Genomic DNA, 16,201 nt, shown 5'->3' on the forward strand with positions numbered 1-16,201 from the left:
TTCAATTTAAGATTTTGTTCGGCTCAATGAATACTGAACATTACATAAAGTAATGTTTGAATTGACTGTGCTGAATCTTTCGATTCAATGGTCACTTCGTTTCATTGAAACCTAATTTGATACCGAAGTATCTAATTGGATTATCATCAACGAGTGCCCACACAGATTGATAGGTTCTTATTTTTAAAGAGCTTTTCTAACATTTTCAGCAACTTAGTTGCTCGTCGTTAGGGGTGCGTATCTTACTTTACACCGTGAGAGAGTCAAGCATTTTTTTCAAATTCTTTTTTCTCTCTTCTCGACTCGCTGTGTGACTTTCGTCTCACTCCGTGTCGGTGGATGCGCAGTATAGGGGGTTGAGAAATTAGTACAAGCGTTTTTTGCAAATAAAAAACCAACCGGTCACAAATTAGTCAAAAGTGCGATATTTGCATATTTCTTCGTCACATTTGAGACATATCACAGCAATTGGTTGGAAAAACACCAACCATATACGTAAGATTCATGTGTCTATTCTGTTAATGGACAATCGATCTCTTTATCACTATGTGTAGTAATTAAAATGACGTCTAAAAAAAATCTGATTTTATGTGTTGGGCTGGCCATCGTTGGGGGAATCATCTTCTCTCAATTCATCATCCCACCAGCCTTGAGCTTCCTCATTGGTGTTATCGCTACTGCTTTTCTTTTTTCATTTTCTAGCAAAACACCTGTTCTTCAATCTTCGGATCCTGATCCTTCAACTAAAACGCTGTATGTCGGCAACCTTCCTTATAAGGCCAATGAGAGTCATGTTCGCGATTTGTTTGCTGAATATGGACAGGTCTATGCGGTACGCTTAATGAAAGATAAGCGTACTGGAAAAAGAAGAGGGTTTGGTTTTGTAGTGATGGCTGCGGCAGATGCCAAGCCAGCTATCGCTAAACTTAATGAAAAGGAATATATGGAGAGAACGCTAAAAGTGAGAATTGCGAACGATCCTAAACATCCGGATGGTGGTAAACCTGAACAGGATTAAAACCTAGCTTCTTTAAACAAATGTTCAGTGCATCTTCCTGCCAAGGAGTTGCACTGGCATAAATCGACTTACTTCCCTCTTCTGTATCCTCAATTTCATCACTTAATAGCAATGCTTTTACTCGACGTGCAATCGCTGCGCCTGAATCAATTAAAGTAACGTCCCCACCCAAAGCTTGATGAATCTCCTCTTTGATTAAAGGGAAGTGAGTACAACCGAGCACCGCAACATCGACTTTATCGCGAAGGGGAAGCAGGATATTTGTCAGTTCGTCGAGAGAAACGCTGTTGCCTCGCAACTTCTCTTCGGCCATATCTACCAAGCGAGTTGATCCCACCAGCTCAACTGGTTTGCCTTGCGCAAAGTCCCGTATTAACTCGTGAGTATATTGGCGTGTTACTGTCGCCGGAGTGGCGATCAGCCCTACCCCTTTTGATGCTAAAAGCGATGCGGGTTTAATCGCAGGGACAACACCAACAACGGGAATCGATAAATTTTCGCGTAAGGAAGGAAGCACTATGGTGCTCGCCGTGTTGCAAGCAATGACGACAATGTCGACTTGGTGTTCTTCGACTAATGAAGAGACCAGTTGGTTAACTCGTGAAATGAGTACAGCCTGATCGAGTTCACCATAAGGGTAAGCCTGATTATCGAATAAGTATAAGTAGTCTAGCTGGGGCAATAGGCGATGTATCTCTTGGAATACAGAAAGGCCACCAACACCGGAGTCAAAAACTAGGACTTTTTTCTTACTTGCTACTCGCACGAGCCTTACCTAAAGAACAGAAACGTTGCGATCATACTGCGTAGATTTGTTTTGGCAATGCTTTAGCATGGTATCTTTGATGGCTGAATCTATCTCCAGATTCTACATCTCGCTTCGTCAACTCGATATGTCCTTGAAAAGATGGCGAAGACGTGACCAATGTGTGAAATTCACCATTTTCCCCACAGGGATCAATTTGACTTGGTAATGACTCTATTAGGGCTTTGTCATACCAGCGACCACACCATTCTGGAGGGAGAACTCTTCCGTCGATGGTGATTAACATAGTTTGAATACCACGCTCTATGATTTCCATCGCTAGTTTTTCGCTGCTGTCCCCTAATAGAGGAAAGACGCATTCCCAGCCAACAGGTTCAATATAGCTGCGTCGGTAATCGGCAATGCCATTACAAAACATATCACCAAATGCGACAGCTTCTATGTTCAGACCACTACTTTGTAATACATTAACGATGGTCGATTGATAAATGTCGTTACTTGGAAAGATTTCAGGTAGCTCGATAGTAATGAGCGGAAGCGCAAGTAAGTCTGCTTGCATTTGTACGACTTCAAGCGGAGTTGCTTGGAAAGGGACTTCTTTCCCTACGTAAGTCGTGTACAAACCGACAACTTGATAATTTGGATTCTCGTTAAGGCGCTCAAGCGTTAATGTCGAATCTTTACCACTGGACCAACTGATCACCACTCGCTTGGGTTTCTTCATTCGATTTTCCACCACAAAATATTAAAAACCGCCCGAAGGCGGTTTGTGCTCATTCACGATTAGAATTCGTAGCCAACGTTGATATAGTACGCTCGCTCTGCAGCGGGGTAACCTTTTGCCATCTCATACTCTTCATCAAGTAGATTATCGATACGAGCGCTAATAGAGGTCGACTCATTCGGATAGTAAGTCACTGCCGTATCAACCAACGAGTAAGAAGAAAGCGTGATATCTTGTGAAGGCCAAGTGCTGTAATCCACATCTGGACGCTTACCGACGTACTGATAGCTAACCGACCAATCCACTTTATCGAAGCTCACTAAAGCATTCCACTTATACATTTCTTTAGCGCGGCGCTGCAACTGATGCCCTTTATCGTCTTCAGCATCTTTGTAATCTGCACTCAACTGGTGCTGCACAATCCCTGTATCAAACTCAGCAACAAGCTCCACACCTTGGATATGTGTTTCACCATCGACATTCAAATATTTGTATGTGGTTGGATGGTAATCGATAAGATTCGTGATTTTATAGTCATAACCCGTTACGGACCAAAAAACGCCTTGGACATCACCGCTGAATGCTAGCTCCCAAGCATCTGACTCTTCCGGCTTAAGATCTTTCTCACCGTATGTTGGGTCATACTGTTGATATAGGTTTGGAGCCTTAAACGCAGTACCAAAAGAAGCTTTAACCCCAAACTCTGGCACAAACTGGTAACCAGCCGCTAAGCTGTAAGTGAACTCACTACCGTATTCTTCGTTATCATCAAGGCGAGCACTGCCCTCAAGCATTGCTTTATCAATACTGGTGGTTGCCATACCAAACAGAGCGCCATTGGTACGATCAAACGTTTTATTCGCACTCTTGTCTTTATAAGACTCGTTGCGCCAATCAATACCACCAGCCAACGTCGTATTGTTGTTTAGCAAGTAACTGTTGGTCCACTGGACATTTTGCTGCTCAAGTTCATCTTCAGTACCTGAGTGTTTGCCTTTTGCTTGCTCATAGTTCCAAGACTTCTGTTTCTGTGCCGTTACTTGTAGTTCTGACATCACATTATCAGACTGATACTTACCGCCCAGAGTGACAGAAAGATCATCTTTTTCTGCTTCGTAGTAACCGCGACTGCCGTAGCTGCTGTCATATTGATAAACATTTTCGTAAGCACGTAGGTTACCAAATGCAGACCACTGGTCATTGAAGTTATGCACGTAACCTAGCAGACCATTCTTTGTATCAAAGCCATGGCGATCACCGTCATTAACTCCCGGTACAGGACGAACGTTATAACCATCATCACTTTCACTACCAAGCGCGATATTTAGCTGGCCGCTCTCTGTGACTTTAATACCAGATGCCACACTCAATTCTTGATAATCTAAACTACCTAAACCCGCACTTAACTTCGTTCCTTCTTCGTCAGCACGCGCAATGGTGATGATATTGATCACGCCACCAATCGCTTCTGAGCCATAAAGTGACGCACGCGCACCACGTACGTACTCAATACGTTGAACGTAAGTAAGTGGGATTTGGTTAAAGTCCACAGCGCCCTTCGCTGCTCGTGCAAAACGTACGCCATCAACCAGTACTAAAACTTGGTCGGAACTGGTTCCACGAACAAATAAAGACGCTAACTGACCACGACCACCATTTTGTGAAACTTGAATCCCCGTAAGGCGACGCAATACATCTGGTAGGGTTTTCGCTTGAATGCGATCGATGTCTTGTCGAGTAACTACTTCGACATCTGCCAACGTACGGCTTTCGGCTTGCTCAAAACGGTTTGCAGTAACAACGATGGTTTCGTCAGTGGAGGTTTCTTGGGCCTGTAGATAAGAGACAGGTGAAAGCAGCGATGCCAAAGTGATCGCCAGTGCGGATTTTCTCATTGTATTGTCCTAAATCGCGTAATTCCTTCCGAGCCCTGTCATCATGACAGTCCAGTGCTGTGGCTCAGTTGTTGGCAGGTATTCGGACTCAAGAGCACGGGTGTACCGCCTACTTGCTCGACTTCCCACATAAACTAATGCAGTGTCTGATGAGCGTTCGTTCTCTTTTACCGCTGCGCGTCAGTTCTGGATTCACACCAGATTCCCATTTCAGCCATCTAGATTGCTAGATAGCACCAACTTGAGGCAAATATTATTCAGCTATTGATTATTTGTCCAGCCAATATTGCCCTTAGAAGTTGTAACGTTTTGATTGATTTTGCTTTCTACTCTGCCTGTACGCACTATCTTTAAATCAATTCCAGTACAAAACTGGACATCCTATTGAGATTGAATAAAATCTGCGCTCTTAAATTGAATGCACCATAAAAGGTAAGATCATGGCTACTCTTGATGTAAACCCACAACGCTACCAAGAACAACTGGCTGAAAAAGTCGAACGTCTCACTGATATGTTCGCGCCATACAACGTGCCAGAACTGGAAGTGTTTGAATCACCAGAGCAGCACTACCGTATGCGTGCTGAGTTCCGTGTTTGGCATGAAGGCGAAGATCTTTACTACATCATGTTCAACCAAGAAACTCGTGAGAAATACCGTGTTGACCAATTCCCTGCAGCAAGCCGTCTGATCAACGACCTGATGCCGCTATTGGTTGAAGCGATGAAAGACAACGACTCACTACGCCGTAAACTGTTCCAAGTGGATTTCCTATCGACGCTAAGTGGTGAGATTCTGGTTTCACTCCTTTACCATCGCCAACTTGATGAAGAGTGGATTGAAAACGCGAAAGCCCTTAAACAGCGTTTAAATGATGAAGGCTTTAACCTAAACATCATTGGTCGCGCTCGTAAGATGAAGATTGTCCTAGACCGAGACTACGTTATCGAGAAGCTCGATGTAAATGGTCAGAGCTACATCTACCAACAAGTTGAGAACAGCTTCACTCAGCCAAACGGCAAAGTCGCAGAGAAGATGCTGGAATGGGCGGTCGACTGCACCCAAGAAAGCACTGGCGACCTACTAGAACTTTACTGTGGTAACGGTAACTTCTCGCTGGCGTTGGCACAGAATTTCGACCGCGTACTGGCAACTGAGCTAGCTAAACCATCGGTTGTATCTGCACAGTACAACATTGCAGCAAACGAGATTGATAACGTACAAATCTTACGTCTATCAGCAGAGGAATTTACCCAAGCGATCGAAGGTAAGCGTGAATTCCGTCGTCTACAAGATGCAGGTGTGGATCTGAAGAGCTACAACTGCAACACGATTTTTGTCGATCCACCACGTGCTGGGATGGATGTCGATACTTGTAAAATGGTGCAAGGTTACGAGCGCATCATGTACATCTCTTGTAACCCTGAAACTCTAAAAGAGAACTTGGACATTCTATGCGAAACACACAACGTGACGCGTTTTGCTCTGTTTGACCAATTCCCTTATACCCACCATATGGAAGCGGGCGTGCTATTGGAACGCAAAGCGTAACCCACGGCGTCAAATACAAAAAGCGAGCTCAATGGCTCGCTTTTTAATTTGATTCGTTTTGCTTATTCCGCAGAAGTCTTCTTGCTGACAAAACCTAGCTTCTTACCAATCCATGCGAGTAAGATCATTGAAACCATGATCGCGAAGAAGTTTGAGCCTGCTTCTGGGTATTGCGCTTTAATAAACGCAGAGTGACCAAACGCACCTACGAAGAAACACGCCAAGCCAACTAATGGGATATCTTCTGATACCGGATTATTTAGGTACTCTTGGTAAAGAGCTTGTACAGCCAGTACGAGTGCAATCAATGGGAAGATTGAAAACGATACTTCACTCATGGTCAACCATGACAACAAAGCATCACCACACATACCTGCAACCAGTGCCAAAATCAGCGTTTTCTTTTCAGATTTATTTCCATTCGACATTATTCTATCCCGCCTTTTAATCGGTTACGTTCACGTTCTTTGCGATACCAATAGGCCCCTTTGGCTATCATTCGCAATTGCATGATCAATCGCTCGGCGAGTTCATCGCGCTCACGTCGATCTAAATCTAAAGCTTCAGCTCCCGAACTGAAAACCAAAGTCACAGACGCTTCTGCTTGAGTATACGCCTCTTCTCTGGTCACGCCGGTGCTCATTAAATACTCGGTTAATTCTGCCGCAAAATGCTGGATTTCTCGAGCAACAGCGGTACGAAATTCAGCAGAAGTGCCGGAGCGCTCACGCAACAACAAACGAAAAACGTTCGGACTACTTTCAATGAATTCCATAAAGGTTTCGACCGAGGTACGAATTACGCTACCTTCTTTCACAATACGTTGACGCGCCTGACGCATCAGTTGACGTAGTAGCAAACCGCCTTCATCAACCATGGTTAAGCCTAGCTCATCCATATCTTTGAAGTGACGGTAAAAAGAAGTCGGTGCAATCCCTGCCTCTCGGGCGACTTCTCGCAAGCTAAGGCTGGAAAAGCTGCGATCCGCACTTAATTGACTAAATGCCGCATCGATCAATGATCGACGTGTCTTCTCTTTTTGCTGTGCGCGGATTCCCATCGATTTCATTCTTAACTTGCTCTTTTTCTGTAGGGTACAAGAGCCTCAATATAACGCAATTTGCTCCTACGGAGAAAGATATGTTGCTTCGCTCGCTCTGAGCGCGGAGAACGTTACTATTGGCATGCATCTAATTGCAATGTTCTCGATGCAATTTATAGACATACAACATACCAAATCATCCTTTTGTTCGATTCTGCGTGATCACTTCCACTCTCTAACAGGCATTACGTGTACCAATAGAGTAAATGAGTTAAAATCGCGCTAAAGCAATGTTAAGCAAATATAACAAGGAAGGCATCATGGCGCATGTTAATCACTATGACGTGATCGTAATCGGTAGTGGCCCTGGCGGAGAAGGGGCTGCAATGGGATTAACCAAAGCGGGACTGAATGTTGCCATTGTCGAGAAAGAAAGCAGTGTCGGCGGCGGTTGTACTCACTGGGGTACCATTCCATCAAAAGCACTGCGTCATGCCGTTAGCCGCATCATCGAATTTAATAGCAACCCGCTATTTTGTCGAAACAACACCAGCGTTCATGCAACATTTTCTGACATTTTAGGTCATGCTAAATCGGTCATTGATAAGCAAACTCGACTTCGTCAGGGCTTTTATGACCGTAACTCATGCACACTTTTGTTCGGAACCGCGCGATTTATCGATAACTACTCAATTGCAGTGATGCAAAGCGACGGTACAGAAGAAATCTATTCTGCGGATAAGTTTGTCATCGCGACGGGTTCTCGCCCGTATCAGCCTAACGACGTAGATTTCTTGCATGAGCGCATCTACGACAGTGATTCCATTTTGAGCCTGAAACACGACCCTCGCCATATCATCATTTACGGTGCGGGCGTTATCGGTTGTGAATACGCTTCTATCTTCCGCGGCCTTGGAGTGAAAACCGACCTTATCAATACCCGCGACCGCTTGTTGGAGTTTTTGGATAACGAAGTGTCAGATGCGCTGTCTTACCACTTCTGGAACAGCGGTGTGGTAATTCGTAATGATGAGACCTATGAAAAAATCGAAGGCACAGAAGATGGTGTGATTATTCACCTACAATCTGGCAAGAAGATGAAGGCTGACTGCTTGTTGTATGCGAATGGTCGAACAGGTAACACCGATAAGTTGAATTTGGGTGCAGTGGGTCTGGAAGCGGACTCTCGCGGACAACTAAAAGTAAACCGTAACTACCAAACCGATATTGAACACATTTACGCTGTAGGCGATGTCATCGGTTACCCTAGCCTTGCAAGCGCCGCTTATGACCAAGGGCGATTTGTCGCACAAGCCATTACGAAAGGTCAGGCAGAAAACTATCTGATTGATGATATTCCAACGGGTATCTACACCATCCCAGAGATTAGCTCTGTGGGTAAAACCGAGCAAGAGCTAACAGCTGCGAAAGTACCGTATGAAGTAGGACGCTCTTCGTTCAAGCATCTAGCTCGTGCACAGATCGCAGGAAAAGACATCGGTAGCTTGAAGATATTGTTCCATCGTGAAACCAAAGAAATTTTAGGGATTCACTGTTTTGGCGAACGTGCCGCGGAAATTATCCACATCGGTCAAGCCATTATGGAGCAAAAAGGCTCAGCGAATACCATCGAGTATTTCGTCAATACCACCTTCAACTATCCAACAATGGCCGAAGCGTATCGTGTCGCTGCGTTGAATGGTTTGAACCGCTTGTTCTAATCTATGCTTCTTGATAGCAGACAGAAAAACAGCAGGCTTGGACCTGCTGTTTTTATATCAACATTGTGTTAGGAAGGTATCCTTGTGCCATTGGTAGAGAAAGATAACCCCTAAACCAATACCCCGCATCAACATAAAGCTCGTCATTGCAAACCACAGCGCGTGATTTTCCCACTCGGCGAACAAGTAAAAGACAACAAAGAAACTGCTGGTCGCGACAAACATACTATTGCGCATGTCTTTGCCTTTGGTTGCACCGACAAAAATGCCATCCAATAGAAAGCACCACATCGACGCAAGTGGCATCACCACCAGCCAAGGTAGATACACCGCTGCTTGCTGTTGTACCGCCTCAATTGAAGTGATCATGGCGATCAACTGCGATCCCGCCAAACCAAAGAGCGCGGTCAGTCCTAAGCAAATAACCAAACTCCAAAAGAAAGTGCCGACAAGCGATGCACTCAATTGTTGCCTATCTTTGGCACCAATCGCCTTCCCGACCATGGCCTCCATTGCGTAAGCAAAGCCATCCATGCCATACGAGATAGTCATCAGGAAGCTCATCAGAACCGCATTTGCAGCGACAACCTCATCACCAAAGCTCGCACCTTGGAACGTCATAAAGCTAAAAGCCGCTTGCAGACACAAAGAGCGCAAGAAAATATCGCGATTCAATTTCACGAAGCGTCCTAACCCATGCTGAGTGTCAGCAAGTAATTGCTTGGGTGACGGCAACTGACGTGCTTGCCATGTCTTCCACACGCAGACCAAACCAAACGCCATGCCTGAGTAATCAGCAATCACGGATGCAAGCGCAGCACCTTCAACTTTCCAACCTAAGCCCATCACAAATAACAAATCGAGAGCGATGTTGGTGACATTGGTGATGATCACCATCCACATTGGTGCTTTGGAATTTTGCGTTCCGAGCAGCCACCCCAACAACACAAAGTTCATTAGCGCAGCGGGGGCACTCCACACACGGATAGAGAAATATTGCATGCCGTAGTGTTTTACCTCTGCGCTGGCGTCACTCCAGCCAAAGATCAAATCAGCAATCGGGTTATGGGCAATAAGGAAGACTAACGCAAACAGCAGCGCCATAAGTGAGCCTTGCATAAACACCAAGGCAAGTTGCTTTCGGTCTTCACCGCCATAGGACTGCGCAGCCAACCCAGTAGTCGACATACGCAAAAAACCAAGCAGCCAAAACGTCACGCTGATCATGGTGCTGCCCAACGCAACACCGCCCAAATACCAAGCGTGGTCTAGATGACCAATCACCGCAGCATCGACCAAACCGAGCAATGGAACAGTAATATTCGACAGCACCATAGGTATCGCTAAAGCTAAGACTTGGCGATGAACTTTTGGGTTAGATAAAGGAGAGAAGATTGAATTTGTCACAGGCACCTCATCAGTAAGATCGACGAGTGTACCTGAGCGCTTAACGACTAGCCAATTACCACTTGATGTGAACGAGGACTGGCGTGAGGCGATGCTTCAACATTGGAATCTTATTAAGCCAACGCTGCCAAGCTTTCCAACGAGAACAGAATCTATCGAATGGCGAGAAAGCTTTCACCCACTGTGCCCATGGTAACCATTGCAATATCTGTGCTGCAGGCGCTTCAAAGCCATGAGCATAACGATCAGAGCCAAGCTTTTGTCCCCACTTGGTTTCCGTTAAATCTCCTGCCAGCACCATACATAGCTCAGCAGAAACAAAATGTCGACCCAAGGTTTGAATAAATTTCGCGACTTGACGCTCTGTGCAATCGAGCAGTGCCATTTCACATAAAATGAGTACCGGTGCTTGCTCTGGAATAGCTAACGTCTCTAGCCACGACATTTCATCCACACTGCCACAGCGATGTTCATAGCGTTCATTTTTGTGGAACAAGCGCTGACGCCATACCAAATTTTCCGTCACATCCAGCTCTATCCAATGGCAGCGTCCATTATCCAAACGATAAAAGCGGGTATCCAACCCCGCTCCGACATTGATTATCCAAGCATCGGGATACTGCTGTAAGAAGTGACTAACCTGCTGGTCACAAAGCTGAGTCAGCGTCACGTGCAGCAATTGCTTCTGCGCAATATCACCACTCAAACAATCCGGCGCCATCTTACAGCTCAAACACGCTTTAGCAGCTATCGGATCGTACACCAAGCCATTGTCGACCATGCTTTCACGGCTACGCAATAACAGTGGCTTTAATAAATGGTTAGGAACTTGATGTTTAGACTGAGACATGGGCATTTCCTGCGCCAGAGAGAAAACATAGACATTGAAATAGATGATAATGAATATCAATTACATTATCAAGCTTATAAATTGGTCAAAACAAACAAGGTCAAGATGATGATCAAGCTTTTGGAGGAAGTAGAAAAAGAGAAAAGAAGAGAAAAGACAAAACAGCCCAGATCAACTGGGCTGCTTAAATACACTTACATCCAATCGGTATTACGAATAATACCAACGGCTAAGCCTTCAATCGTAAGGTGCTGAGACGTTAAGTCCACTTGGATTGGGGCAAACTCTTCATTCTCAGCATGCAGTAATATGGTTGAACCTTTGCGCTCCAAACGCTTCACAGTCACATCATCATCAACACGCGCAACGACAACTTGACCGTCTCTCACGTCTTGGGTTTTATGCACCGCGAGCAAATCGCCATCCATAATCCCGATGTCTTTCATACTCTCGCCATTTACACGAAGTAAGAAATCCGCTTGCGGTTTGAACATCGCAGGATCGACTTGGTAGTGCGCCTCTACGTGCTCTTGAGCCAGAATTGGCTCACCCGCTGCAACTTGACCAATCAATGGCAAACCCTGCTCATCATTGGCTGCGTCTTCAAGCAGGATACGAATCCCACGAGAAGCGCCTGGAATAATTTCAATTGCTTGCTTACGAGCAAGCGCTTTTAGGTGTTCCTCTGCGGCATTCGCAGAGCGGAAGCCAAGCTCACGCGCAATCTCTGCACGAGTTGGTGGCATTCCGGTGTCGTCGATTTTACTTTTAATCAAATCGAAGACTTGTTGTTGGCGTGGCGTTAACGGCTTCATGTCTCACCTGTCTTTTTATACAGTTAACTGTGAGTATATCCAGTAAATGCTCAAATGAAAACCCAATTGGTTGTTTTTTAATTTATTTGTGGGGAGCTTTCAGCTTACCAATTAAGTTCATTCTTTATTCGTTTAAAACATCGACTTTTCAGTTAATCAAGTCAAAGCAATAACTTAGGGGTTCGACTAATTTACAGCCAATAAAATTAAAAGGTTTGACCAGTTTCTGGTATCCTTGCAGCGCTTAAATTTTATCGCCTAGGCTTATTTCTATTGCCGTACTCATCTCTTTTTATAGAGAAGACATGCAAAGCGGAAACTGAAATAAGGTTAGGCCTGTTTGAATACCTATTGAGGCTGTGAACTTTATGTCTTCTGGACAATCATTTTCACGTTCATTACTAAAACTACCTTTATCGGTACTGGTAAAGGGCACCGCAATCCCGTCGAACCCGATTGAAGATCTGAACATCGACCTAACTAAACCGATTGTATATGCCCTGCCGTTCCGCTCGAACGTGGATTTGCTGACACTGCAAAAACAAGCCATGAGCCTTGGTCTACCCGACCCGCTCAGCCCGCTGGAAATCAATGGCAAAACGCTGAACCGTTTCGTCTTTATCGCTGCGCGTCCAACTGTGATGAACAACGATAATGATGTCCCAACCGATTCTGTCTCTCTGTTCACTGACTTACTGGAACTGCACAAGCTGGATAGTGAGTTGGATGTTCAAATGATCCCTGCAACCGTGCTTTGGGGGCGTAAGCCAGGTAAAGAAGAGAACCAAAAGCCTTACCTTCAACCGATGAATGGTCCGCAAAAAGCCAAAGCGGTAATGGCGGCGGGACGCGACTGCTTAGTTCGCTTTAGTCCCGTGGTATCTCTGCGTTATATGGCAGACTCTCACGGTACCGACAGCGCAATTGCGCACAAACTGGCTCGCGTGGCGCGTATCCACTTCTCACGCCAGAAACTGGCTGCTTCAGGCCCAAACCTGCCACAACGCCAAGTGTTGTTTGCTCGTTTACTAAAGTCTCCAGCTATTGAACTGGCGATTGCTGACGAAGCCAAGAGCAAAAACATCTCGATTGATAAGGCACGTAAAGAAGCCCACGACATCATGGATGAAATCGCTGCCGACTTCTCCTATAGTCTGGTGAAAAACGGCGACCGCATCCTGAGTTGGTTATGGACAAAACTATACCAAGGTTTGCACATAAATAACGCCTCGACTGTGCGTCGTTTAGCGCAAGACGGCCACGAAATTGTGTACGTTCCTTGTCACCGTAGTCATATGGACTACCTGCTGTTGTCTTATGTTTTATACCATGAAGGCATGGTGCCTCCGCACATTGCGGCAGGCATTAACTTGAACTTCTTCCCGGCCGGTCCTCTTTTCCGTCGTGGTGGGGCGTTCTTTATTCGTCGTAGTTTTAAAGGCAACAAACTGTACTCAACCATTTTCCGTGAGTATCTAGCTGAGCTGTTTGCCAAAGGCTATTCAGTCGAGTACTTCAGTGAGGGTGGTCGTTCACGTACAGGTCGCTTACTGCAAGCGAAAACGGGTATGCTGGCTATGACCATCCAAGCAATGCTACGTGGTTTAAACCGCCCAGTAACGCTAGTGCCGGTCTACATCGGTTACGAGCACGTAATGGAAGTGGGCACTTACGCGAAAGAGCTGCGTGGCAAACGCAAAGAGAAAGAAAACGCAGGGCTTGTACTGCGTACTCTGCGTAAACTGCGTAACTTTGGTTTGGGCTATGTGAACTTCGGTGAGCCAATTCAGCTCAACCAATACTTGAACGAGCATGCTCCTGAGTGGACGAAAGACATCGACAGCATGGGTGGTAACAAACCACAATGGATGAATCCTGTGGTCAACGACCTTGCTAATAAGATGATGACGCACATCAACGATGCGGCGGCAGCAAACGCGTTGACCTTGTGTGCAACCGCACTGCTTGCTTCTCGTCAACGTGCACTTTCTCGTGACTCGCTGATCAATCAGATCGAGTGTTACTTAAAGCTACTCAAAAATAATCCGTACTCAAGCACCTCCACTATCCCTACCGAAAGTGCTGAGGAGTTGGTCGATCATGCAATTTCGCTTGATAAGTTCGTGATTGAAACCGATAGCATGGGTGACATCATTTCGCTGGACCGTAGCCAATCGATCCTGATGACTTACTATCGCAACAACATCATTCACTTGTTCGCTCTGCCGTCATTAATTGCCCAAATGCTCATTCGTCAGCGCAACCTTTCGGTAGCCAAGATTCAAGCGAATGTCGCGCAAATCTACCCATTCTTGAAGAAAGAGCTGTTCTTAAGTTACCAAGAAGACGAGTTAGATGAATTGGTCGTTAAAACACTGCATGAATTTGCCGATCAGAAAATGATTAGTCTTGATGGTGATAAGCTAGAGATCAATCAATCGAACAACCAGCCTTTGGTTCTGCTAGGTCGTACGATAACTGAAACGCTGCAACGCTACTCTATCGCGATGAACTTGCTTGTTGCTTACCCTGAGCTGGGTAAATCGGACCTAGAGCAGAAGAGCCAAGATATTGCTCAACGCCTAGGGCGTTTGCACGGTATTAATGCGCCAGAATTCTTCGATAAAGGTGTGTTTACCGCGATGTTCAATACGCTCAAACAGCAAAAATACCTCGATAACGATGGTAACTGTGACACGAAGAAAACGCAGCAATTTGCACGGCTACTGTTCACTCTGCTTTATCCAGAAGTGAAACTGACGATAGAAGAGAGTATTCACCAACTTCGGTCGTAACCGTTTTACCTTCGTCCAATAAGAAAAAAGGCATCCAATCGGATGCCTTTTTCTATTTCTTCGCTTACCAAAATGCGACCAGTAACCCTATCGCTATCACCATGCCAACATAATTGTTGTTAAGGAAAGCCTTAAAGCACAACTCACGCTCACGGTGACGAATTAAGTGCTGCTGATAAACAAACAACGACGCTGCAATCAAAAGGGTCCAGTAGTAACTTTGTCCCAATTGGTAGAACTGCCCTAACCAAACCAACATCGCGAGTGTAATCAGTTGCAACACACCAATAATAAGCTTGTCATGACGACCAAACAGAATTGCCGTCGATTTAATGCCAATCTTTAGATCATCATCTCGGTCTACCATCGCATATTGAGTGTCGTACGCAATGGTCCACAAAGCATTAATGAGGAACAAAAACCAAACAATTAATGGTAATTCCCCAGTTTGTGCAGCCCACGCCATTGGAATCGCCCAGCTAAAAGCCAAGCCTAAAAATAGCTGTGGAATATGAGTGTAACGCTTCATAAATGGATAGATGAACGCCAACACAATGCCAGCGAAGGATAGCTGAATCGTCAGCGGGTTCATGGTCAGCACTAACAAAAACGAGCTGATACCCAAAACCAAAAATAATCCAATCGCTTCTTTTGCTGTCACTTTCCCTGATGGCAGTGGACGTTGCTTAGTACGCTTTACATGGCCGTCGACTTTGCGATCTGCAAAATCATTAATCACGCACCCCGCACTACGCATTAGGAATACCCCCAATACAAACACGATGAATACATCCCAACTCGGCATCCCTTGGGCTGAGATAATTAGCGCCCAAATCGTTGGCCACATCAGTAACAGTGAACCAATCGGGCGATCCATGCGCATCAGTTGCCAATATGCTTTGGCTTTTTCTGCGGACATTTACACTGTCTCCTTAGCGTAAACTGGTGAATTAGATAAGAATAACTCGGCGACTAGCATCGGTTTGTGATTCATCCACAACCTTGAGCGTCGCGCTAACAAACGTCCTTCTGGTACGGCTACCCATCCCATTTGTAAAGAGTCTCGCTCAACGTTATCTGCGCTGAACACTGTTAATCCTAATGGGATATCCCCTTGTTGAGCCAAATCATACTGCTGATCAACTAAGGTTGAGCGAGGAATCAATGTCCGCCCAATAACCCAGTTATTATTATCACCGCACAAAATTACCTCTCTCAGTAAGCAATCTTGTTCGGACAATAACTGGCTTTCGTCCTGTTTTAATGTCGCTGCAGTGACGATCTGATTTTGTAGCAATTCTACCGTTAACGCTTGGCAGTGCTGTTTTAAACGACGTGACAAAGACCCTTGCTCTTCAAGCCAATGCTTGGCAAATTCATTTGGAAATTCGAATTCTTCGGGGTTTTGCCACTCTACTTCCAATAAAGAAGCAAGATAGAGTGATGTTGGCTGATTCATACTAGTATTCAATTGGAGGCTTTATGCGTACAATAAAGCAACAACTTACCGTCCATAGTAATGTATGTAACCGTAAGTTCCGTTATTTGTTATAGACGGCCCATTGTATCAAGACTGAAGCGATTCGAATATCGCGATCCAGAGAAAGAAAAGTTAGAA

Annotated in this window: 14 protein-coding genes and 1 riboswitch; of the genes, 4 read left to right on the top strand and 10 right to left on the bottom strand. The window is 45.3% G+C overall.

Annotation, left to right across the window (positions count from 1 at the left end; translation table 11 throughout):
* Window positions 1-562: 562 nt before the first annotated feature.
* Window positions 563-1,018, top strand: a complete 456-nt coding sequence (locus R7Q48_RS21405) for an RNA-binding protein (protein WP_017636066.1) — start codon at window positions 563-565, stop codon at window positions 1,016-1,018.
* On the opposite strand, the gene murI is transcribed toward R7Q48_RS21405, so the two are convergent.
* From murI to btuB, 3 genes are read right to left on the bottom strand one after another with little or no spacing between them, the layout of a single operon-like run.
* Window positions 981-1,784 carry a glutamate racemase gene (gene murI / locus R7Q48_RS21410; protein WP_005389694.1) on the bottom strand — a complete coding sequence of 268 codons (804 nt, stop codon included), beginning with the start codon at window positions 1,782-1,784 and terminating at the stop codon, window positions 981-983. The genes R7Q48_RS21405 and murI overlap by 38 nt on opposite strands.
* A gap of 31 nt (window positions 1,785-1,815) precedes the next feature.
* Window positions 1,816-2,508, bottom strand: coding sequence for an adenine nucleotide alpha hydrolase (locus R7Q48_RS21415; RefSeq protein ID WP_167415512.1), 693 nt, complete (start codon window positions 2,506-2,508; stop codon window positions 1,816-1,818).
* Window positions 2,509-2,567: 59 nt separating this feature from the next.
* Window positions 2,568-4,403 carry a TonB-dependent vitamin B12 receptor gene (gene btuB, locus R7Q48_RS21420; protein WP_005378674.1) on the bottom strand — a complete coding sequence of 612 codons (1,836 nt, stop codon included), beginning with the start codon at window positions 4,401-4,403 and terminating at the stop codon, window positions 2,568-2,570.
* 55 nt (window positions 4,404-4,458) lie between these two features.
* A riboswitch (cobalamin riboswitch) is annotated at window positions 4,459-4,659 on the bottom strand.
* A 184-nt stretch (window positions 4,660-4,843) separates the two neighbouring features.
* Between btuB and trmA the strand changes: the two genes are divergently transcribed.
* Window positions 4,844-5,953 (top strand): tRNA (uridine(54)-C5)-methyltransferase TrmA, encoded by a 1,110-nt coding sequence (gene trmA / locus R7Q48_RS21425; protein WP_213868979.1) that lies wholly within the window; start codon window positions 4,844-4,846, stop codon window positions 5,951-5,953.
* A gap of 62 nt (window positions 5,954-6,015) precedes the next feature.
* Here the strand turns inward: trmA and R7Q48_RS21430 are convergent, their stop codons facing one another.
* Window positions 6,016-6,381: a YijD family membrane protein gene (locus tag R7Q48_RS21430; protein ID WP_005378634.1), complete on the bottom strand. Its 366-nt coding sequence runs from the start codon at window positions 6,379-6,381 to the stop codon at window positions 6,016-6,018.
* Window positions 6,381-7,022: an HTH-type transcriptional repressor FabR gene (gene fabR / locus R7Q48_RS21435; RefSeq protein ID WP_005378632.1), complete on the bottom strand. Its 642-nt coding sequence runs from the start codon at window positions 7,020-7,022 to the stop codon at window positions 6,381-6,383. The genes R7Q48_RS21430 and fabR overlap by 1 nt, the downstream gene beginning before the upstream one ends.
* Before the next feature lie 263 nt (window positions 7,023-7,285).
* Between fabR and sthA the strand changes: the two genes are divergently transcribed.
* A complete protein-coding gene (gene sthA / locus R7Q48_RS21440; protein WP_005389689.1) occupies window positions 7,286-8,716 on the top strand; it encodes a Si-specific NAD(P)(+) transhydrogenase in 1,431 nt (476 codons plus the stop codon).
* Window positions 8,717-8,773: 57 nt separating this feature from the next.
* Here sthA and dinF read toward each other — a convergent pair whose 3' ends face one another.
* The 3 genes from dinF to lexA form a co-directional block, all read right to left on the bottom strand.
* Entirely contained in the window at window positions 8,774-10,123 is a 1,350-nt protein-coding gene (dinF, locus tag R7Q48_RS21445) for an MATE family efflux transporter DinF (protein ID WP_318132435.1), read from the bottom strand.
* Between the two features lie 55 nt (window positions 10,124-10,178).
* A complete protein-coding gene (locus R7Q48_RS21450; RefSeq protein WP_005378679.1) occupies window positions 10,179-10,973 on the bottom strand; it encodes a class I SAM-dependent methyltransferase in 795 nt (264 codons plus the stop codon).
* Window positions 10,974-11,167: 194 nt separating this feature from the next.
* Complete coding sequence (gene lexA / locus R7Q48_RS21455) at window positions 11,168-11,788, bottom strand: transcriptional repressor LexA (protein WP_005378682.1); 621 nt, start codon at window positions 11,786-11,788, stop codon at window positions 11,168-11,170.
* A gap of 368 nt (window positions 11,789-12,156) precedes the next feature.
* Between lexA and plsB the strand changes: the two genes are divergently transcribed.
* Window positions 12,157-14,583: a glycerol-3-phosphate 1-O-acyltransferase PlsB gene (gene plsB, locus R7Q48_RS21460; protein ID WP_033907264.1), complete on the top strand. Its 2,427-nt coding sequence runs from the start codon at window positions 12,157-12,159 to the stop codon at window positions 14,581-14,583.
* Window positions 14,584-14,647: 64 nt separating this feature from the next.
* Here the strand turns inward: plsB and ubiA are convergent, their stop codons facing one another.
* On the bottom strand, window positions 14,648-15,502 hold the full coding sequence (ubiA, locus tag R7Q48_RS21465; protein WP_005378684.1) for a 4-hydroxybenzoate octaprenyltransferase: 855 nt from the start codon (window positions 15,500-15,502) through the stop codon (window positions 14,648-14,650).
* Window positions 15,503-16,042: a chorismate lyase gene (locus tag R7Q48_RS21470; protein WP_005378686.1), complete on the bottom strand. Its 540-nt coding sequence runs from the start codon at window positions 16,040-16,042 to the stop codon at window positions 15,503-15,505.
* Window positions 16,043-16,201: the final 159 nt, after the last annotated feature.

Source organism: Vibrio sp. 378, assembly GCF_033339435.1.

Bases quoted from the DNA above. Each gene is read 5' to 3' on its own strand.
- R7Q48_RS21405 (WP_017636066.1), top strand. From the start codon at position 563: ATGACGTCTAAAAAAAATCTGATTTTATGTGTTGGGCTGGCCATCGTT.
- R7Q48_RS21415 (WP_167415512.1), bottom strand. From the start codon at position 2,508: ATGAAGAAACCCAAGCGAGTGGTGATCAGTTGGTCCAGTGGTAAAGAT.
- btuB (WP_005378674.1), bottom strand. From the start codon at position 4,403: ATGAGAAAATCCGCACTGGCGATCACTTTGGCATCGCTGCTTTCACCT.
- trmA (WP_213868979.1), top strand. From the start codon at position 4,844: ATGGCTACTCTTGATGTAAACCCACAACGCTACCAAGAACAACTGGCT.
- R7Q48_RS21430 (WP_005378634.1), bottom strand. From the start codon at position 6,381: ATGTCGAATGGAAATAAATCTGAAAAGAAAACGCTGATTTTGGCACTG.
- fabR (WP_005378632.1), bottom strand. From the start codon at position 7,022: ATGAAATCGATGGGAATCCGCGCACAGCAAAAAGAGAAGACACGTCGA.
- sthA (WP_005389689.1), top strand. From the start codon at position 7,286: ATGTTAAGCAAATATAACAAGGAAGGCATCATGGCGCATGTTAATCAC.
- R7Q48_RS21450 (WP_005378679.1), bottom strand. From the start codon at position 10,973: ATGTCTCAGTCTAAACATCAAGTTCCTAACCATTTATTAAAGCCACTG.
- lexA (WP_005378682.1), bottom strand. From the start codon at position 11,788: ATGAAGCCGTTAACGCCACGCCAACAACAAGTCTTCGATTTGATTAAA.
- plsB (WP_033907264.1), top strand. From the start codon at position 12,157: ATGTCTTCTGGACAATCATTTTCACGTTCATTACTAAAACTACCTTTA.
- ubiA (WP_005378684.1), bottom strand. From the start codon at position 15,502: ATGTCCGCAGAAAAAGCCAAAGCATATTGGCAACTGATGCGCATGGAT.
- R7Q48_RS21470 (WP_005378686.1), bottom strand. From the start codon at position 16,042: ATGAATCAGCCAACATCACTCTATCTTGCTTCTTTATTGGAAGTAGAG.